This is a genomic window from Flavobacterium sp. CHNK8 (assembly GCF_019774515.1).
GTDB classification, from domain to species: domain Bacteria; phylum Bacteroidota; class Bacteroidia; order Flavobacteriales; family Flavobacteriaceae; genus Flavobacterium; species Flavobacterium tiangeerense.
Genome location: NZ_CP081492.1, coordinates 956,392 through 976,086 on the forward strand (window position 1 = coordinate 956,392; position 19,695 = coordinate 976,086).

Here is a 19,695-nt window from a genome sequence, read left to right on the forward strand (position 1 = left end):
TTGCCATGTTTTTTTTGAAAAATTACTATTTTGATGTTAAAAGAATCAAATCAATAAGCCTTGATGAATATCCTATTTCATTATCATACCAACCTACTACTTTTACCATTTTATCAATTACAGAAGTAAGTTGTGCATCAAATATACATGAATTTTTATTCCCTATTACATCTACAGATACAATTGGGTCCTCCGTATAATCTAATATTCCTTTTAAAGTGTTTTTAGAAGCGTGTTTAAAGGCTTCGTTTATTTGATTGATACTGACGGCTTTTTTCACATTAAAGGTAATATCAGTTAAAGATCCATCTGGAACAGGAACTCTTATGCCACATCCGCCTATCTTCCCTTCAAATTCTGGGAATATTTTTGTTAATGCTTTTGCTGCTCCCGTTGTTGTAGGAACTATAGATTGACTTGCGCCGCGAGCTCTTCTTAAATCTTTATGAGGTTGATCGTGTAAGCTTTGATCTGTTGTGTAAGAGTGAATTGTGGTAATGTAAGCTTGTTCTATGCCGCAAAGATCATTGATTACTTTGATCATTGGGGCAGCATTATTTGTAGTACAACTTGCATTCGAAATTATTGTTTCAGTACCGTCAAGAATTTCTTCATTAACTCCTAATACAACGGTTTTTATTGCATCAGTTTCTGAAGGTGCAGATAAAATTACTTTTTTGGCACCAGCCAGAATATGCGTGTGTAATTCCTTAAAAGTCTTGTATTTTCCTGTTGATTCAATAACATAATCAATGGAACAACTTTTCCAGTCTAGGTTTTTTAAATTTTTTTCGTGAAAAAAAAGAAAATGAGATTCGCCAACTAGTATACCTGTTTCATTATAGCTAACGGCATGCGGTAACACACCGTGTATGCTATCATACTTTACCAGATGTGCCATAGTTTTTTTGTCGGCTATATCATTTATGGCAACAACTTCAATTGTTGGGTGGTTTAAAAGTAAGCGGAAAAGATTCCTTCCAATTCTTCCAAAACCGTTTATCGCAATTCTAGTTTTCAATATTTTTTTGTTTAAAGTTTCAAATTTCAGTTTTAAAATGAAATTTTGTTGTACCAATACCTTGTTACAATTTTAAAGAATGTGTTTCTGAGCTTTATAAGAAGAGCGAACAAGAGGTCCACTTTCTACATGACGAAAACCTAATGACAAACCATATTCCTCATATTTTGCAAACTGATCAGGAGTTATGAATTCTTTAACAGGTAAATGTTTTTTACTCGGTTGAAGGTATTGTCCTATGGTGACTACATCTACATTTGCCTCTCTCAGGTCTCTTAATGTTTGATATACTTCTTCTTCAAGTTCACCTAAACCTAACATGATACCAGATTTAGTTCTGTTGATGCCTTTTTCTTTTAAATAACGCAATACTTCAAGTGTACGATCGTATTTTGCTTGTATGCGCACCTCTCTAGTCAAGCGTCTCACTGTTTCTACATTATGCGAAACAACTTCGGGATTAGCAGCAACTATTCGATCTAAATGGGTTTCGTTTCCTTGAAAATCAGGAATTAATGTCTCAAGTGTAGTATTTGGATTCATTCTTCGAATGGCTTTCACAGTTTCAATCCAAATGATTGAGCCACCATCTTTCAAATCATCACGATCAACACTTGTGATTACTGCGTGTTTGATATTCATGATCTTTATGGATCTCGCTACTTTTTCTGGTTCTTCCCAGTCAACAGTTTCTGGTCTACCTGTTTTTACACCGCAAAATCCGCAAGAGCGCGTGCAAATATTTCCCAAAATCATAAAGGTAGCAGTACCCTCGCCCCAGCATTCTCCCATATTAGGACAACTTCCAGATGTGCAAATAGTGTTTAAACTGTATTTGTCAACTAATCCTCTAAGTTCTGTATATTTTTGACCAATGGGTAGTTTCACTTTTAACCATTTTGGTTTTCCAGTGATGTGTTCTACCTTGGTTTCGGTTTTTTCTAGTAAATTGTTTTCTACAACGTTTTCCATATCTCAATTTTCTGAGTGCAAAGATAACTAAAGTTGAATTATAAAAGGGTAAAACCAAATCGTGAATTAGACTTATACAAAGCATAAAATTTTACTTAACATATTTTTTAGAGGATATTGTTTGGGTTGGAAATTATAAAATAATTCTTTGGTATTGTCTTTGTAAGAGATGATGAAGTATCTCAACGTTTAAAAAAACAATGTTGATGTGTTTTATTTTTTTTAACATAAATTAGTACATTTGTTTAAAATTAGAAATCATGAAAAATAAATCAATAATTTTAGGAGCTTTGTTCGTTTTACTAGGAGTTTCAACCGCTAACGCACAAATAAATTTTGGAGAGAAAGCTCTTGGAGCTGTTCAAAAAGGGGTGGCAGGTTTTACATTTAGTGATGCTGATGCAGCTTCATTATCAAAAGCAGCAGTAGATAAAATGGATGCTGAGCATGTTATTACAGGTGCTAAAGATCCGTATACTCTTCGTTTAAATAAGCTTTTTGGAAAACATAAGACTACAGAAGGAGTTGCACTTAATTATAAAGTATATAAATTAAACGAGGTAAATGCATTTGCTACCGCAGACGGAAGTGTTCGTGTCTATTCTGGATTAATGGACATTATGGATGATAATGAGTTGCTAGCAGTAATAGGGCATGAAATAGGTCACGTGGTTAATACTGATTCAAGAGATGCTATTAAGGCTGCTTATAAAAAAGAAGCTGCTTTAGGTTTAATAGCATCTCAATCTGATAAAGTTGCAGCTATAACTGACAGTCAGTTAGCTAAAGTGGGTAGCCAAATGATTGATAGTAAACACAGCAGAAAACAAGAGTCTGAGGCTGATGAGTTCTCATATAATTTCATGAAAAACAATGGTTATAATGTTAATGCGGTTTCTTCAGCCTTTGGTATCTTAGCTAAAATGAGTGAAGGAGCTGAATCTTCTTTCTTGGAGAAAATGATGAGTTCTCATCCTGATCCAAAAGAAAGAGCAGAAAACGCCAAATTAAGAGCAGAAAAAGACGGTTTGTATAAGCCTTATGTGAAGCAAAAGCCAGTTGTTGCAAAAAAAGCACCTGTTAAAAAGAAAAAATAATTTTTAATACTAAAAAAGGCAGAACTCTATGTTCTGCCTTTTTTTTATATTGAAGTTTTAGTTCATTTGAACCGTAATAGGTAAGGTGTAGGCGGTACGTACTGGTTTTCCGCTTATCATGCCTGGAGCCCACTTGGTTCGTAAAGATTTCAAAACTCTAACCGCTTCTTTTCCTAGTCCGTAACCAGGATCTCTTCTAACTTGTATGTCAGTCATGCTACCATCTCTTTCTATTACAAAAGAAACAAAGATTTTTACTGTTCCATTGAGTTCAGTTTCTTGTTTTTCAAAATTATTACCTACATACGTGTAAAACTTGTTGATACCTCCTGGAAATTCTGGAAGTTTATCTAGCGCTAGACTGTTAATGATGGCGTTTCCAGTTTCAGGTGTTTCCACTGTGTTTTGAACAGTTGTACTTGGACCTGCGTTAACAGCCACTACGCCAGTTCCATCAGATGGCGTTGTATTTACAACTGGTAGATCAGTGTTTTTAGCAATATTTTGCTCTGCTTGTTCAGTAGATACAATAATAGGATTTATTAATGCTTTACTTTTTACTGGATTAGCAATACTTTTTGTTTTTAAGGGAGGTAATGCTTTTTGAGGTTGTGTTTTATTTGGATAGACATCGGTTATTTGGACAATTTTATCTGTCAAATCTGGCTCAATAGGGGTAAAGGTTGTCTCAGGATTAAAAATTGAGACTAGTGTAGGAATGCTAATGGCACCCACTAATAATGTTACTCCCATGAAAAGTGCTGTAAGTGACGTTTTTGTGCTCTCTTGACGAAGTTTGTACGCACCATACTCTTTATTTCTGTTTTGAAAAACAAGTTCAATCCAGCCGGTCTCGTAAATGCTTAATTTAGACATAATATGTGGTTTTTATGGTTAAGTACATTTACATCATAAGCAAGGTTATTTTTTATTAATAACGAACCTATTGTGTTATTATTGTAATTAATTTTTTAAATTTTTAAAAATTGATTGAATTATATTTTATTATTTAACTAAATTAATTTTATTAAAATACTGCGCAAAAAAAAGCGCATCACTGTATCAGGATGCGCTTGTATTTTTGTAAAAAAGAATTACTTAGAATGCATATTTAAAACCTATCTGAATTTGAAATGGATTACCAGATAAAGCAGGTAAACCAGCATTGTTTACACGGTAGTTAAACTGTTGTCTAGTACTATCAAATCCTGGAACTGCAGCATTACCGCCAGATGCAGGTGTTCCTAGTGCATAGAGAGACTGGCTATTCAATGATTTATTAACTCCCCTTTCTTTGTTTAGTAAATTCGCAACATTAAAAATATCAACAGTAAATTCTATGAATTGCTTTTTGGGAATACTGATTTTTTTATTAATTCTAATGTCAACAAGACCATAAAACTCATTTATACCACCGTTACGCTCTGCAATTTTACCAGAGTAAGAGTTGATATAATTTTTTAAGCTTGAACTTGCTGCAGGATTATTTAAAATAGTTTGTAAACCAGTTTTGATATTTTGTGGAACGGTTGGGCTGTTGATATCAAAAATGTACGCTAAATCATTTGAAGCTGTTACAAAATCTCCATTTGTATTTCCTCCAGATAATAAACTATATCGTGTACCACCAATTCCTGAATAGCGAACTCCTACACTAAACCCGTAAAAAGTGGGTAATGATCCATAAAGCACCACCTTGTGTCGAAAATGATTATCAGAATATGTCATTTTACTTAAATTTCTAGGATCATCCTCTACTGGTAATACAAGTGTAGCTGTGTTAGCCACATTTCCGTTGAAAGAAGTGTTGTCTTTGGTGTCATTTAGGGTGTAACTAGCCGTAATTTCTCCATCCTTAAAATATTTGTAAGTAGCATCAACAACTAGCGCAAATTGATTTACTTTTCCTTCACTGTTAAGTTCTAAAACTCTCCCTAATTTATTACTTATTCTACCTTGCATCCAGTCTGCAGCTCCATTTGCAGGTATTGAACTTGCTGGTACAAATACGCCGCGATTTCCTTCGTTTGCCAAATTAAAAAACGGATTGCTAACCATATTTCTATCTACATACACATAATTATTACGTCCTAGAGTAGCATAACCAGCAATTCCCATTTTTAAATGATCTGTAAAAAAATGTGCGTAAGATACATTAGCTTTATAAACCAAAGGTACTTTAGCATCGGTGCCAGTATAATTTATAGTTGGTAATTGAAAAGCATCTAGCGTAGGTATGCTAGAAAAGTTGTTTCGGTAACCTATGAAGTCAGGTACAGGAACATTTGGTGCTCTAACATCTACAGTTGCAGTTTTCTTTCCGTCAAAATATAAATTGTTAATGATGGCATAGTTATTTAAATCTGATGCAAAAATTCCTGCTCCTGCGCGTATGTAATCTTTGTGGTTTTCATTTACATCCCATGTCAATTGAACCCTTGGCTGTAAAATAGCCGATTGTAATTTGTTATCGGTTCTAATGCCTAATTCATCAAAAACCATTTGGTTGAAAGTTGCAGTTGGATACTTTGCATAATCAAAACGTAATCCTAAAGTTAGGTCAACACCCAGTGCTACTTTTGTTTGTAATTGTCCATATATCCCTGCATTTAATATATTCGAATTAACAGTAGGATCAGCCACTAATGGTACTTCTCTAAAGTAACGATAAGGAGTACCATTGTCAAAATTTGCAACGCTATTAAAATGAAAACGACCGTTTACTTCGCTACCATACACTGATTTTGAATTGGTTTGCATAATGTCAAATCCAAAAGTGTATTTTATTTTATCGGTATTGTAGTATAGATTGTCTACAATTTGAAAAACATTATTGGTGAATTTTTCTTGTGCAAATCGGTGTCCTCCTATTTGAATATTGGTAGTTCTCACAGCACCATTAATTGTGGAGGCTACATTTTCTACAATGGCTCTAGGAATGTTATAAGAAGGCAATTGATCACCAGGGTTACTGTCTTGAAAAGTGTAAAGATGTTGCACTTTTAATTCGTTTGTGATTTTAGGATTTACAGTTGTTCTCAATGAAGCTAAAATACTGTTATCAATATTATAGTCATCACCAAAAGACTCATATAAATTAATTGCTGTATTGTCTTGCAATCCCAGTTTATTGTCATCAAACGTAAAGTTGTTTCGAATTGTAAGTAGGTTTTTACTATTTAATTGCCAATCCAAACGAGCAAATGCTGCATCCGAATTTCTTTTTTTATCAAATGATCCATATTGAGGTGAACTTGAAACGCCATATTTATTTCTAGCAATGGTTACAAAGTTATCCAGCGTTGCTTTGGTTACATTAAACCTAAGCTCATCCTCTGGCGATTGAACATCTGCAATAATCAATGGTCTAGAATCTTGTTGATGATCCCATGCTACAAAAAAGTGTAGTTTGTCTTTGATAATAGGTCCGCCCAAGGTAAAACCATATTGAGTCGTTGTAAAATCATTTTGACGTCTGTTTCCTCTAATGTCATAAGCACTAGAAAGCCAATCAGCTCTATTGTAAGCAAACATACTTCCAGAAAAATCATTCGTTCCAGACTTAGTAACGGCACTTACAGTTCCACCACCACTACGACCATAACCTACATCATATTGATTTGTTACTACTTTAAATTCTCTTACAGCCTCAATAGAGATGGAGTAGGGTGCGCCACTTCTGCTGGTGGTAGCTCCTGCCGAAGTTGGGTTTTTTGCATTCATACCATCTAATGTATAATTGGTAGACGATGCTAGTTGTCCTGAGATGTTTCCGCCACGTGTTAATGGAGACAAATCCATTAAGTTGGTAAAATTTCTTCCGTTTACGGGTAAAGAATTAATGAGTTTGGCTGTAATTGCAGTTGCCGCACCTAGATTTCCTGTTTTATTTTTTAATCCTCGGCCTACCACTTCTACGACCTCTAGAGTTTGCATATCGGTTTGCATTTCGATGTTAATCGTAATTAAATCACCTTGATTAAGCGTGTATCCAGATCGTTGTTGTTCTCCATATCCAGATGTTTTTACAGTAATAGTGTAAGGACCACCTAGAGGCAATTCTTTAAAAGTATAAACGCCTTTATAGTTAGTAAGTGTAGTAGTTTTAAATCCAGTAGATTCATTTTTTAAGCTAACATTTGCCTCTTTTATAGTCTCATTATTTGTGCCTGATATGGTTCCGGAAATAGAGGCTTGTGTGGTTTGTGCATGACTTGTAGTGCTTATAACGATAATCCAAAGCATCGTAAATAAGAACATTTTAAGATTTTTCATGAGTTTAGTGTTTAGTTTCATGCCTGCAAAGGAATCTAGAAATGGAAAAAAAGGTGTTACATTAATACTATTAGAAAAATAATTTTAGGTAACCAAAGTTTTGATTTTCGCCCTTTTTTTACTGCTTATTTCTATTTTTAGGTAAACTTTATGAAACATTGCATCACAAAAAGTAGCTTTAATTTAGTTTATTCGTAATGATTAGGTAATGGTATTTGACGAGTTTAAATATAATTTTATGAAAAATATATAAGGTATTTATGAAAGCAAAAACGATAACTATTGCGACTGCATTGTCGCTACTTTTTTTAAGTTGTAGTTCAAATAAATTTATTGTTTGCGGCCACAGAGGTGCAATGGGACATGAAACCGAAAATACAATAGCCTCCATAAAAAAAGGAATTGATCTCAAAGCTGATATGCTTGAGATAGATGTGTTTAAAATAAAAACAGGTGAAATTGTAGTTTTTCACGATGATGATTTAGACCGATTGACAAATGCTAAAGGAAAGATTGAGAGTTACACTTTTGACGAATTAAGAAAAGTACTTGTTGCTGGAAAACATCAAATTCCAACTCTTGAGGAGGTCATTATAACTATGAATAGAAAAGCAGTGCTCAACATTGAATTGAAAGGAGAAAATACGGCGGCAGATACCTACGCCATTATGGAAAACTTTAAAAAGCGTGGCTGGAGCAATAAAGATTTTTTTGTATCTAGTTTTAAAGTAAATGAATTAAGAAAAATGAGAAGTTTGAGTAAAGACGTAGCTATTGGATTACTGACTTACAAAGATCCTATTGAAACTGTGATTCAGTTAGGAAAAGAATTAAATGCGCAAGCAATAAACCCCTATTTTAAAACTTTGACGTCAGAAAATGTTGCGATCATGAAAACTAATAATTTCAAGATTCTTCCTTGGACAGCAAACGAGCCTGCTGATATCAAGATGCTACAAGATTTAAAAGTAAGTGGAATCATTACTGATTTTCCCGAAAGGATTGTACGTTAAACTGAAATTTATAAATGTAAAATAAAGTCTGTTTTTTCAGACTTTTTTTTGTGCCCATTCAAAACAGATAAAGGAATTATTTTTTCTGAATTATTTCGGCTAGCAACTTCTTGGCGCGTAAAAGTTTAATTTTTACATTACTTAGTGGTTCATTCATTTTTAAAGCTATTTCTTGATAGCTCATTTCTTGAAAATAACGCAGCTGAATTACCTCTTGGTAATGAGGTTTTAATTCTTTAATACATTGTAATAAACGGGATAAGTTTTGTTCAGTGATCAATACATCCTCAGCAGACGGTGTAGTGTCAGCAATATTGTAAGCTTGATGATTTTCGTCTTCTGTAATTTCCACAAAAAGACTTAGTTTTTTCTTTCGTAATAAATCAATATGCACATTTTTTGCAATAGCTATTAACCAAGTATTGAATTGAAATTCAGTATTATAAGTGGCTATTTTGTCAAATGCTTTAGAAAATGTTTCAATGGTAATATCCTCGGCAGTTGCTTCGTTTTCGGTTCTTTTTAACATGAACCCATACACCTCGTTCCAGTAGTGATTCAATAGAAAAGTAAAGGCAACTTGATCACCTTGTTTTGCTTTTTCTATTTGATTGTTTATTTCCACTGTGCTGGTTTTGAGAATAGATTAATGATAAAGATATTGATTTGGATTAATATTAAGACAATTTCAACAATTGGAAACCAAAATTTTAAATCATGCTCATCAAGTTTCCTTGCAGATGAACCTATCATAATCCATGCCACGAGATAACGAAAGGCTATTAAACTGGTGACAATAATCCATTCAAATTGAAACGCAAGCAAAACAGCTGGTAATAAGATGAATAATAATTGTGAACTATAAAAAACACCCAGTTGAAATTGATCAAAAAAAGTATAATGGTTAGCAGTTGCAACATGCCTCCTTTTTTGTGATACCCAATCATTAAAGGAAGTTTTAGGTTTAGAAAGCGTAAAACTATCTGGCTCAAAAGCTATTGTAGTGTTTTTTGCTGTTGCAGCTTGATTTACAAATAAATCATCATCTCCTGAGCGAATGCGCATGTGCTCAATAAATCCGTTTACTTTAAAGAATTCATCTTTTTTATACGCTAAATTTCTACCAACTCCCATGTACGGCTTGCCTAACTTTGCCCATGAAAAATATTGAACTGCTGTTAAAAGAGTTTCGTATCGAATTATTTTATTCAGAAAGGAATTTGATATTCGTTCGTATTTTCCATAGCCCAAAACGATAGTTTTTTGCATGGTAAATTGTGCTGTCATGGTAGCTATCCAGTTTGTTGAGGTAGGATAACAATCCGCATCTGTAAATAATAAATAGTCTTTTGAAGCTGCTTTGATTCCTAAAGTTAATGCGTATTTTTTATTTCCCCAAAAAGCCTCGTTATTTTCCACTTTTACAAGTCGAATGTTTGAATATTGCTTTTCAAATTCTTCAAAAATATCTAGTGTTTTATCACTTGATGCATCATCAATTAGAACTATTTCAAAGTCAGGGTATTCTTGTGCTGCTAATAAGGGTATAAATTGTGCTACGTTTTCTTCTTCATTTTTAGCACAAACTATTACAGATACTGGAATTTTTTTTGGAGTACTCTTTTGATCTTTGGCGAAAGCAAAAACCCTGAAAACCCCTAAATAATAGAGTATTTGAACGGCTACAATAAAAATAAAAAAGTAAAATAGTAATATAAGCATTTGTGTTTTATGAGTATTAATATTCGTTACAAGGCGTGTATAAATATGGCTGCAAAGGTATGAATAGAATCTCTAAATGTTAAATACTAATTGTAATTTTCCAAAGAAATTAAATAGGACATTTTTTCATTTCAGTTGCAGTTGCAATGGCTTGTGGAGTATTTACTTTTTCTAACGCTTCAATAATGTTTTGATAATTTTTTTGGTCTCTATTTTGAGACATTTTCTTCGTTGCATTAATTTCTATAATTTCAATCTCGAAGGCTACAATTCCCTTTGCTTGTTGCATTGTTTTTGCTGATAAATCTTCAATTCGAATTGGGTTTTCTGAACCTTTTTCATATTTGTTTACTAATTTTTTTAAGGATTCTACAGCTGCTTCGTGATCAATTATTTTGATTTTCCCATGTATTTGAACTGCAATATAATTCCAAGTTGGCACATTTTCATGATCGTACCACGAAGAAGATATGTAACTGTGAGGTCCTGAAAATACTGCTAAAACTTCGTCATTTTCTAAGAATCCTTTCCATTGTAGATTCTCTTTTGAAATATGACCGCACAAAATTTCTTTTCCTTCACTGTTAGTTTCTAGCTCTAATGGAATATGAGTAGCACACAGTTTACTATTAGACTGATTGATGAGTATACCAAAACTGTTTTCGTAAAGAAATTTTTTTATTTCTTCTGCATTTTCGTTTCTGTAAATATCAGGAATATACATGGATTGATTTTATTTTATAGTTGATACTAATAAAGGAATTCGTGTATCATATAATGTTAACTTCTGCTTCAATACGAATTCCAAAAAGTTTAAACACGGTATCTTGAATTTCATGCGCTACATTTAATATCTCTTTTCCTGTAGCATTGCCATAATTTACAAGAACTAAAGCCTGGTTTTTATGTACACCCGCATCACCAAAACGTTTGCCTTTAAAACCTGCTTGCTCAATCAGCCAACCCGCGGGAACTTTAACCTCAGTATCTGAAATTTCATAGAATTTCATTTCTGGAAAGCGTTGGTGTATTTTTTCAAAATCAGATTTTAAAACTATTGGGTTTTTAAAAAAACTACCGCTGTTGCCCAATTCTTTAGGGTCGGGTAGTTTACTTTTTCGGATCGTAATAACTGCATTACTAACGTCTACAAGAGTAGGATTTGTGATGTTTTTTTTGGCTAATTCACCTGAAATATCTCCGTATGAGATGTTTATTTTATGGTTTTTCTTGGTGAGTTTAAAAACTACGGATGTAATTACGAATTGATTTTTCACCTCATGTTTAAAAATACTTTCTCGATAACCAAAGTTACATTCATCCTTAGTGAACGTTTTAATTTCTTGGTTTTCAATGTTCATTGCCTCGCAATAAGCAAAAGTATCTTTTATCTCGGCACCATAAGCCCCAATATTCTGAACTGGAGTTGTGCCTACATTTCCTGGAATAAGGGACATGTTTTCTAATCCTCCAAAATCTTGATTGATAGTCCATAGTACAAATTCATGCCAGTTTTCACCTGCTTGACTTTCAACCCACACAAAGTCATCATTTTCTTTGATGATTTTTTTGCCTTTTAAATCCACATGAATTACCAGAGCGTCAATATCTTGTGTTAATAGCATGTTGCTGCCACCACCTAAAATAAATAGTTCAGTATTTTGATTCTGGTTTAATACTATTTCTAATTCTGCGACGGTATGTACGGCTATAAATTTTTTTGCGAAAGCATCAATGCCAAAAGTGTTGTGTTTTTTTAGTGAAAAGTGGGGTAGTATGTTCATGATGGTATGCTTTTTTCAAATATTGTAACGAATGTCAAAAGTAAGTATTAAAATTTAGATGTGTATGTTCTCATCCAGATATGCATCATAAAAAGCGGCATAACATATGGAGTTATTCTCATATCTCCTTTTTGTAAATTAGTAATCAATTTTTGAATATTGATGTGATTAAAATAAGGCATTTGAAAGAGGTCACTTTTAGAAAAAAGTTCTATTTCTTCCTTAAAAGCATCACTGCTAGCCATGTATTTACCCCAAGGTGCACTTAAACCTACTTTTTTAAAGTTTAGTATTTCTTGTGGTAATTTTTTTTCCATAGATTTTTTTAAAATGAATTTCCATTTTTTTCCTGAAAACAACCATTTATCCTCTAATGAACCTAATCCAATGATGAGTCTAGGATCTAAAAAAGGTTCTCTACATTCAATTGATTCGCCCATTGTACAGCGGTCATTTCGATCCAATAGAGAGCACAAATAAGTATGCTGGTCAAAATAGAGTGCCTGTCTTCGGAGATTATTAGGGTAAATTGATTTTGCTTCCTCAAATATTTTCATTCGATATTCATTTATTGGAGGATTTTTTATGCCGAAATTTTTTGCAATGTCATTTGGATATATATTTGATCCATTGAAAATAACTAAATCTGAATTTGTATTAATTTGAGAATATCGACCGAGTTTTTCCAGTCTTGGTTTGTTATTAAAAAGCTCAAAATTGCTAATCATTGATATTGCATTTAACAAGGATGGATATTTTAAAGTTTTATAGCGTACGTAACCTCCCATTAGTTCATCTGCTCCTTCACCAGATAAAAGTACTTTTACCTTGGGTTTTGCCATTTTAGACAGCGCTAAAATATGAGGTTCACTCAAATGTACATTGGGCTCATCTTGGTAATATGTAGCTTTAATAAGGTTTTCATATAGATTTTCATCTTTTAATTTCATCGTGTGAAATTCATAATCAAACTTTGAGGCTAAACTTTTGGCTAGATGGGACTCGTTATGCTCTGCTTCTTCAAAACCCATATTAAAGGTTTGTATTTTTTGATATTTTTGATCGTGTAAAGAAGCTAAAATGGATGATGAGTCTAGACCTCCACTTAATAATACACCTACGGGTACATCACTCACCATTCTTAAATTTATAGAATCGTTAAATGTTTCTTGAAACCATTCTATAGGTTTTTTAATTTGGTCTTGATTCTGAATTTCTGTCTTCAAGTCCCACCATTTTAAAATCTCTTTCTTACCGTTTTGATGTATAGTTAAGGAGTGACCTGGTAAAACTTTGTTCACATTCTGGTATAAGGTATTTTCACCCGCTACAAAACGATTGAATATATATTCCTCTAATCCGTCCGAAGCAATTTTAAGTGGTACACCAGCAGTAAACAATGCTTTTTGTTCTGATGCAAAATATAATGATTCATTATGAAACGAATAGTATAGCGGTTTTACGCCTATCCTGTCTCGTGCAAGTGTCAATTTTTTTTCTAATTTATCCCAAATAGCGAAGGCAAATATACCATTGAGTTTATTCAGCATTTTCAAGCCATGCAACTGAAATAGTTTCATTAACACCTCTGTGTCTGATGTGTTTTTTATAATAAGCCCATTGTTTTTTAATTCGCTATAAAAGGATTTGTAATTATAAATTTCGCCGTTATAAACCATTATGTATCTTCCGTCTTCGGAGATGTAGGGTTGGTGTCCTGCGATAGTTAAATCTATAATGGATAATCTTCTATGTCCTAATCCGATATTTTTATCAATAAAAATTCCTTTGTCATCAGGTCCTCTATGTTCTAGTGAGTCTCTCATTTTAAGTAAGAGACGTTCATCTACCTTTTTTTGATTTTGTAAATGAAAGATTCCATTAATTCCACACATAATGAGTTATTTCTTGGCGTTTATTAGAGTATGGTATTTATTGGCAATTTCCTTCATATTTATTTTGTAATTAGCTTTTTGAGAGCAAAAATTGTAATTAATTTCGGTAGCGTTTTTAATGCTATTTGTGTTGTTGATGGTCCATAGAATTTCTTGAGCAAGCTTTTTATAATCCCCCACAGGTACTAGTTGTCCATTTTCTTTATTTTCAATATAACTTTTATTTCCAGGAATATCACTTACAATAGGATAGCAACGTGTGGCCATTGCTTCAAAAAGTGATGCTGAAACTCCTTCTGTAACAGGCATGCTAATATACAGATTCGCTTTTTTAAGGTAGTTAGGTAACTGAGTATTTAAAATCCTTCCAGTAAAATGTACTTTAGGAGCTATATTTAAATTTTGAGCTAGTTTTTTTAAATTTAAAAGCTCTTTGCCGTCACCTACAAATGTCAATTCAAAATCTATTTCTTTTTTATGTAAGATTCCAAAAGCTTTCAAAATGACATCATGCCCATACTCAGGACATAAGGAACGGGTGACAATAGCATTTATTTTGCCAGAAAAGGTTTTTTGTGGACAATTGAACTTTTCGAGATCAATACCCTTTGGTAAAACCAAAACTTTTTGCATGTCAATATTTGCTTTTTGCATGGATTGTGACATCACAGGACCCCAAGCATGGATTAAAGTTGCATGTTTAAACGCGTATTTTTGCATTCTTTTTTTTATAGGGTACAAGATGGAATTTTTTGGCCATAAATCAGTGTAACCTTGTTGCGCAATTGCTACGGGTTTAATCCCGCATAAAACAGCCAAAAAACCATAGCTAGTAGTTCTTTCAGCAATAATCATATCTGGTTTTTCAAGACGAATAATTTTTTTTACCTGTGGTAGTGCACAAGTGTATTCTAAAAGTCTTAGTAGTCTGTTTTTTATATTGTTACTAGGTTTTTTTAATTCCCAAGTAATGATTTCAAAGTCGCCAAATTCTTGTAGACCTCTAATCCAAGTGATAGCATCTGCGCGGTAGGTTTCACCTAAAAAAAGGATCTTTCGCTTTTTCATTTTATTCGGTCGTTAAGGCACGATTGATAAAATCATTTAGCGGTTTCAAAAGAATTAATTTTTGACAAATGGTTTCGGTAAAGTTCTCTTTTGCAGCGTCATCATAATCAATTTTATGTGATGATTCAAAACTTTTGAGTTTTAATAAATCAATTGCAGGATGGTCTTTATCATATCCACGTGGCGGATTTTTTAACAGGTCTTTTTCATTCCTGTCAAGGTCACCAAATTCTTTTTTGAATTTTTTCTCGGCCAGTATGGCTTCTAAATCTTCATGAAAAAATGCAATTTCTCTTCGTATTTTTTTGACATCTTCAGCCTCTGGGCAGTACAAGCCTCCTGCTATAAAGCTACCGCTTTTTTCTAGATGAATGTAATAACCGGATCTATTATGACCTTTGGCACCAGATGAAATCCAGATGCCTAAATGGGATTTATAAGGTGTTTTGTCTTTAGAAAAACGAATGTCTCTATTGATTCTAAAAGTGCAATTTTTAACTTCAAGTAGTTCTAGACTTGGGTCTAATGGTTTTAGAGTGTCTAGCAAGTCAGCAACAAATCTTTTATAATCTGTCTTAAAAGCTTCGTATCGTTTTTTTTGATCCAAAAACCAATCTCTGTTATTATTGGCCTTTAAATCTTCTAGAAATTGAAGTGATTCTTTTGTGAGCATATACGTTATTGTATTTGTTTTTTTAGATCAACTTCCGTTATGTAGCCTGATTGTTGCCATTTTATTTTGGTTCCTTCATATAACAATAAAGTAGGGAGCTCACTAATTTTCAATTCACTCATTAGTGTTTTGTTTTTATCCGCGTCCAGCCTAATTATGGTAACGTTATTAGCAAGTTCAGTTTGCATAGTTTTAATATATGGCTCCATTTTTTTACATGGAGCGCACCACTCAGCATAGAAATTTATGAGTACTTTTTTATCACTTTTGGTGATTTTGTTGTACTCATCTCTAGTCATGCCTATCGCTTTATTACTTGTTTTTGCAAGTCCAGCGGCTTCCCATTTTAAGATCCCACCTTTCATTTCGTAGACTGTTGTAAATCCTAACTCATTTAGTTTTTCATGAGCACTTTGACTTCGACCTCCAGATTTGCAATAAATAAAAACAGGTTTTTTAGGGTCTAAGTTGGCTACTTCTTTTTCAAAACTGGTGCCAAGCCAGTCAATGTTGATGGCATTATCTAAATGATAAGATGAAAACTCTTCGGGTGTGCGTACATCTATAATTTGAGCATTTGGCGTTTGTATTATTTTCTCACTAAAAATTTGAGCTTCAATGGTTTTTGTTTTAATAGCTTCTTGTCCGTTGCAAGAGGTAATTAATGTGGTACATGCCAGAATTACTAGGGTTTTAAATAGATTCATTTTATTTGGGGTAATTTGTGTTCTTCAAAAATACTTAATTTCTATTGGTTTTTGGGCTTTCGTAGCTATATTTTATAGTTTACCATGCACCAGATTTTTAAAATGAATAGGACATGATTTAATGATTCATAAAAGAATTGTATTACTTATTTAAAAGTGTATGAATTTTAAAAAATAGTTCTTCCTTGTTTATTGGTTTTATCAAAATGTCATCTATTTGAAGCTCTTTCAGGTTTTCAGTATTCATATAGGAGTCACCTGTAATCACTAGGATTGGTACTTCGGCATTTTTATTAGGTATTTTTTTGATGTCTTCTACAAAATCAAATCCAGAATATTCACTTATTTGTAAATCGGTAAGAATTAAGTCAGCTTCATTTGTTTTTAAATACGTTTTTGCCGACTCTACATCTTGAAAAGTGGTAGCTTTAAAGTGTATTTTTTCTATTAACTTTTTCAAAAGCAGCAATGTCATTGGGTCATCATCAACTACAACAACTTCTGTAGTTTTGTCTTTAAATTGGTTTAATAGTTTTGTTTCGCTAGTTTCTTGCTCCTCATTTGATGGTTCTAGCATCAGGAAGAACGAAATTTCAGTTCCAATATTTAGTTCGCTTTTTACTGATATTTCTCCCTTAAAGAGGGAAATAATATTTTTGCAAAGTGTGAGTCCAAGACCTGCTCCAAAACTTATTTGCTCTTGATGGGCTTTACTTTGGTAAAACTTATCAAAAATTTTATCTACTTCTTCAGCGGGAATTCCAGCTCCTGTGTCGGTAATTTTTACATCAAATCTATAATTTTCACCTATTTTTTGGAGGGCTGTAACTACTGTAATAGAACCTTTTTTGGTAAACTTTATTGCATTACCTATAATATTGTAAAACAACTGGTGAATTTTAACATTATCTGCCCAAACACTTTCGTCTAGCTCTGTAGGAATGGAATATTTAATTTCGAGTTGCTTCAATTCAGCCAGCGCTTTTAAAGATTCTAAAATAGCACTGACCTCTGTTTTTAAGTTCATCTTGGTATTATACAGGAGTAATGTATTGTTTTCATTTTTAAAAAAATCCAAAATTTGACTTACTGTTATTTGCAAGGAGTTAGCAGTAAAATACAAGGAGTCAATTGGTGAGTTTAATGAAGGGTCTGTGTTTGAATTTTTAATTTTTCTAGAAAAGTTTGAAATAATATTCAATGGTGCTCTCATTTCATGGCTAATCATTCCAATTAGTTGATTCTTTTTGTCTAGATTAATTTCGGCATTTTGTCTTAGGATGTTCAAATTCTTTTCAAGTATGAAAGAGTAGATGGTGTACAATAGCAGTAGAAAAGTGATGATGCTTATGGCAATTAATAAGTTAAAAATAAATTGTTTCTTTTCAACTAGTTTAGAATTGTATTCCTTTATGTTCTGCAAGTATTCTATTTTATTCAACTCTTGAGCTGAACTAGAATAAATCAAGACGATTTCTTGACTTTTTGTTAATATGTTTTTATTAATTTTAATGAGTTCGTTGTCTTTTTCTTTGAGTGCAAAATGAACTTTTTGCAATTTAGACACTTCGTTTTTGTAATAATTCTCAGTAACCTGAAAAATATTTTTCAATTGCTCTTCAAAGGAACCTGCTTTTTCTTGGTTATTAAAAACCATTTTTATCACAGATTTCACTTCCTCTTTGTCAACATCATTTTTACCAGCAATAGCATTTCCAAGTCTGCCAAAAAAACCTTTCTTTTTTGTTACAACGGCTGTTTTTGTAGTATCGTAACTGATTGAACTTAGAACTTTTTCATAATTGTATGATTTTAATTTGAAGTTTAAATCATTTGGAGATGTTTTATTAAGATTTGAATTCATGATGGCGTCAAACTCATTACTCAGTTTGCCCATATCACTTTCTAATCCTAATTTTGATTTAATGATGGTTTTGAAAGCAACATTTTTTTGAGTCAAGTTGCTTAGCTTTTCAAGATCATTAATCATCTTTTTTATCGCTTCTTGATATTTTATATACCGTTCCGTTGAATTGGTATTTAAATATTCATTGAAGGTATTATTAGCTTCAAAATAACTTTTTATAGCTTCATTAGACAAGGTCAAAGCTTCATTGGGCTTTGCAAGAGCATCAATTGAGTTGTAAATATTATTTTGAATTTTTGTTTCAGAATACCAAAAATTAAATGCTACAATTTGCAAAGCAATGATAGAAATAAAAAGAAATATGTGGACTATTTTTCTATTTTTAATAGGAATCATTTCGTTTGATTTTGGTTCGTAATAAGTTTATAGATTAAAAATTTTATAAGACTGATGCGTAGACTTTACAATGGCCTCTGTACGGTCTGAATGTGTGTCTGTTATGAATAATTGTCCAAAAGTAGCACTATTTACCATTTCGATAATTTTACTAACTCTACTTTCATCAAGTTTGTCAAAAATATCATCAAAAAGTAAAATGGGTTTCACACCACTTTGTTTTTTTAAAAATTCAAATTGAGCCAGTTTTAGGGCAATCAAAAATGATTTTTGCTGTCCTTGTGAACCAAATTTTTTAATGGGATGCTCGTCAATTTGAAAAACTAAATCGTCTTTATGGATGCCCACACTAGTATATTGTAGTGCTCGGTCTTTTGTAATGTTTTCTTCTAGCAAGGATAAAAAACCTTTTTGGGATAAGTGACTTTCATAGAGTAACTTAACGGTTTCCTCTGATCCAGTAATTGCTTTGTGATGAGCAATAAAAATAGGTAGAAATTGAGCTACAAAATCTTTTCGTTTTTCAAAAATCGAATTCCCTAATCCAGTCAATTGTTCATTATATATAGAAAGGGTATCTGCATCGTAGACATGATTGAGAGCAAAATATTTAAGCAAAGCATTGCGTTGGCTTATTACCTTATTATAATGTATTAATTCCTGAAGGTAGTGCGCATCCAGTTGAGATATGACACTATCCATAAACTTTCTTCTAGTTTCACTTCCTTCAACAATCAAATCTCTATCCGCTGGCGAAATGATAACAAGTGGTATAAAACCGATGTGGTCTGAAAATTTATCGTAATTCTTACCGTTGCGTTTAAGGATTTTTTTTTGCCCTTTTTTTAGGCTACAAACTATCTGCTCCGTTCTTTCATTTTTTTCAAATTCAGCATCAATGACAAAAAATTCCTCACCGTGTTTGATATTTTGAACCGCTAGTGGGTTAAAATAACTTTTGCCATACGACAAATGATAAATTGCATCCAGAACATTGGTTTTGCCAATGCCGTTTTTACCTACAAAACAATTTATTTTATGGTCAAAATCAAAGCTGGCCTCTGAGAAATTTTTATAATTGAAGAGCGAAATTTTTTTTAAATACATGAGAAAGTCTTGCTACAAAGGCGATCAAGGTTTTTGGAAAGGAGTTTTTTATAAGGGTGCAAATTATTGAAAAATATCCACATAACCCGCTTTTGTAG

16 protein-coding genes are annotated in these 19,695 nt (G+C 32.7%); 2 read left to right on the plus strand and 14 right to left on the minus strand.

The genetic code is table 11. The annotated features are described in order from the left end of the window. Positions 1 to 25: 25 nt before the first annotated feature. Positions 26 to 1,021, minus strand: coding sequence for a type I glyceraldehyde-3-phosphate dehydrogenase (gap, locus tag K5V07_RS04155; RefSeq protein WP_221916504.1), 996 nt, complete (start codon positions 1,019 to 1,021; stop codon positions 26 to 28). 72 nt (positions 1,022 to 1,093) lie between these two features. After that, positions 1,094 to 1,993: a lipoyl synthase gene (gene lipA, locus K5V07_RS04160; RefSeq protein ID WP_221916505.1), complete on the minus strand. Its 900-nt coding sequence runs from the start codon at positions 1,991 to 1,993 to the stop codon at positions 1,094 to 1,096. Positions 1,994 to 2,253: 260 nt separating this feature from the next. Between lipA and K5V07_RS04165 the strand changes: the two genes are divergently transcribed. After that, positions 2,254 to 3,090 (plus strand): M48 family metalloprotease, encoded by an 837-nt coding sequence (locus tag K5V07_RS04165; protein WP_182650238.1) that lies wholly within the window; start codon positions 2,254 to 2,256, stop codon positions 3,088 to 3,090. Positions 3,091 to 3,147: 57 nt separating this feature from the next. Here the strand turns inward: K5V07_RS04165 and K5V07_RS04170 are convergent, their stop codons facing one another. Both K5V07_RS04170 and K5V07_RS04175 read right to left on the minus strand, forming a co-directional pair. Then, positions 3,148 to 3,966: an energy transducer TonB gene (locus K5V07_RS04170; RefSeq protein WP_221916506.1), complete on the minus strand. Its 819-nt coding sequence runs from the start codon at positions 3,964 to 3,966 to the stop codon at positions 3,148 to 3,150. A 222-nt stretch (positions 3,967 to 4,188) separates the two neighbouring features. After that, positions 4,189 to 7,365: a TonB-dependent receptor gene (locus K5V07_RS04175; protein ID WP_221916507.1), complete on the minus strand. Its 3,177-nt coding sequence runs from the start codon at positions 7,363 to 7,365 to the stop codon at positions 4,189 to 4,191. A gap of 260 nt (positions 7,366 to 7,625) precedes the next feature. Here K5V07_RS04175 and K5V07_RS04180 point away from each other — a divergent pair, with 260 nt between their 5' ends. Continuing rightward, positions 7,626 to 8,378: a glycerophosphodiester phosphodiesterase family protein gene (locus K5V07_RS04180; RefSeq protein WP_221916508.1), complete on the plus strand. Its 753-nt coding sequence runs from the start codon at positions 7,626 to 7,628 to the stop codon at positions 8,376 to 8,378. Between the two features lie 76 nt (positions 8,379 to 8,454). Here the strand turns inward: K5V07_RS04180 and K5V07_RS04185 are convergent, their stop codons facing one another. From K5V07_RS04185 to K5V07_RS04230, 10 genes are all read right to left on the minus strand, one after another. After that, positions 8,455 to 9,003, minus strand: a complete 549-nt coding sequence (locus K5V07_RS04185) for an RNA polymerase sigma factor (protein ID WP_221916509.1) — start codon at positions 9,001 to 9,003, stop codon at positions 8,455 to 8,457. Further along, complete coding sequence (locus K5V07_RS04190) at positions 8,994 to 10,100, minus strand: glycosyltransferase (RefSeq protein ID WP_221916510.1); 1,107 nt, start codon at positions 10,098 to 10,100, stop codon at positions 8,994 to 8,996. Before K5V07_RS04190 ends, K5V07_RS04185 begins: the two co-directional genes overlap by 10 nt. 109 nt (positions 10,101 to 10,209) lie before the next feature. Then, the gene (locus tag K5V07_RS04195) at positions 10,210 to 10,824 is read right to left on the minus strand and encodes an FMN-binding negative transcriptional regulator (RefSeq protein ID WP_221916511.1); all 615 of its coding nucleotides are present in this window, start codon (positions 10,822 to 10,824) and stop codon (positions 10,210 to 10,212) included. A gap of 46 nt (positions 10,825 to 10,870) precedes the next feature. Next, positions 10,871 to 11,884 carry a UDP-N-acetylmuramate dehydrogenase gene (gene murB / locus K5V07_RS04200; RefSeq protein ID WP_221916512.1) on the minus strand — a complete coding sequence of 338 codons (1,014 nt, stop codon included), beginning with the start codon at positions 11,882 to 11,884 and terminating at the stop codon, positions 10,871 to 10,873. 47 nt (positions 11,885 to 11,931) lie between these two features. Further along, the gene (asnB, locus tag K5V07_RS04205; RefSeq protein ID WP_221916513.1) at positions 11,932 to 13,779 is read right to left on the minus strand and encodes an asparagine synthase (glutamine-hydrolyzing); all 1,848 of its coding nucleotides are present in this window, start codon (positions 13,777 to 13,779) and stop codon (positions 11,932 to 11,934) included. A gap of 6 nt (positions 13,780 to 13,785) precedes the next feature. Continuing rightward, positions 13,786 to 14,847 carry a glycosyltransferase family 4 protein gene (locus K5V07_RS04210; RefSeq protein ID WP_221916514.1) on the minus strand — a complete coding sequence of 354 codons (1,062 nt, stop codon included), beginning with the start codon at positions 14,845 to 14,847 and terminating at the stop codon, positions 13,786 to 13,788. A gap of 1 nt (position 14,848) precedes the next feature. Beyond that, complete coding sequence (locus K5V07_RS04215) at positions 14,849 to 15,520, minus strand: DUF2461 domain-containing protein (protein ID WP_182650217.1); 672 nt, start codon at positions 15,518 to 15,520, stop codon at positions 14,849 to 14,851. A 5-nt stretch (positions 15,521 to 15,525) separates the two neighbouring features. Further along, complete coding sequence (locus K5V07_RS04220) at positions 15,526 to 16,227, minus strand: thioredoxin domain-containing protein (RefSeq protein WP_221916515.1); 702 nt, start codon at positions 16,225 to 16,227, stop codon at positions 15,526 to 15,528. A 142-nt stretch (positions 16,228 to 16,369) separates the two neighbouring features. Next, the gene (locus K5V07_RS04225) at positions 16,370 to 18,490 is read right to left on the minus strand and encodes an ATP-binding protein (protein ID WP_221916516.1); all 2,121 of its coding nucleotides are present in this window, start codon (positions 18,488 to 18,490) and stop codon (positions 16,370 to 16,372) included. A 27-nt stretch (positions 18,491 to 18,517) separates the two neighbouring features. Beyond that, complete coding sequence (locus K5V07_RS04230; RefSeq protein WP_221916517.1) at positions 18,518 to 19,597, minus strand: DNA replication/repair protein RecF; 1,080 nt, start codon at positions 19,595 to 19,597, stop codon at positions 18,518 to 18,520. Positions 19,598 to 19,695 lie beyond the last annotated feature (98 nt).

Coding starts and splice junctions, on each gene's coding strand:
- K5V07_RS04165 (WP_182650238.1), top strand. CDS start 2,254: ATGAAAAATAAATCAATAATTTTAGGAGCTTTGTTCGTTTTACTAGGA.
- K5V07_RS04175 (WP_221916507.1), bottom strand. CDS start 7,365: ATGAAAAATCTTAAAATGTTCTTATTTACGATGCTTTGGATTATCGTT.
- lipA (WP_221916505.1), bottom strand. CDS start 1,993: ATGGAAAACGTTGTAGAAAACAATTTACTAGAAAAAACCGAAACCAAG.
- K5V07_RS04225 (WP_221916516.1), bottom strand. CDS start 18,490: ATGATTCCTATTAAAAATAGAAAAATAGTCCACATATTTCTTTTTATT.
- K5V07_RS04180 (WP_221916508.1), top strand. CDS start 7,626: ATGAAAGCAAAAACGATAACTATTGCGACTGCATTGTCGCTACTTTTT.
- murB (WP_221916512.1), bottom strand. CDS start 11,884: ATGAACATACTACCCCACTTTTCACTAAAAAAACACAACACTTTTGGC.
- K5V07_RS04210 (WP_221916514.1), bottom strand. CDS start 14,847: ATGAAAAAGCGAAAGATCCTTTTTTTAGGTGAAACCTACCGCGCAGAT.
- K5V07_RS04230 (WP_221916517.1), bottom strand. CDS start 19,597: ATGTATTTAAAAAAAATTTCGCTCTTCAATTATAAAAATTTCTCAGAG.
- K5V07_RS04215 (WP_182650217.1), bottom strand. CDS start 15,520: ATGCTCACAAAAGAATCACTTCAATTTCTAGAAGATTTAAAGGCCAAT.
- asnB (WP_221916513.1), bottom strand. CDS start 13,779: ATGTGTGGAATTAATGGAATCTTTCATTTACAAAATCAAAAAAAGGTA.
- K5V07_RS04190 (WP_221916510.1), bottom strand. CDS start 10,100: ATGCTTATATTACTATTTTACTTTTTTATTTTTATTGTAGCCGTTCAA.
- K5V07_RS04220 (WP_221916515.1), bottom strand. CDS start 16,227: ATGAATCTATTTAAAACCCTAGTAATTCTGGCATGTACCACATTAATT.
- K5V07_RS04170 (WP_221916506.1), bottom strand. CDS start 3,966: ATGTCTAAATTAAGCATTTACGAGACCGGCTGGATTGAACTTGTTTTT.
- K5V07_RS04195 (WP_221916511.1), bottom strand. CDS start 10,824: ATGTATATTCCTGATATTTACAGAAACGAAAATGCAGAAGAAATAAAA.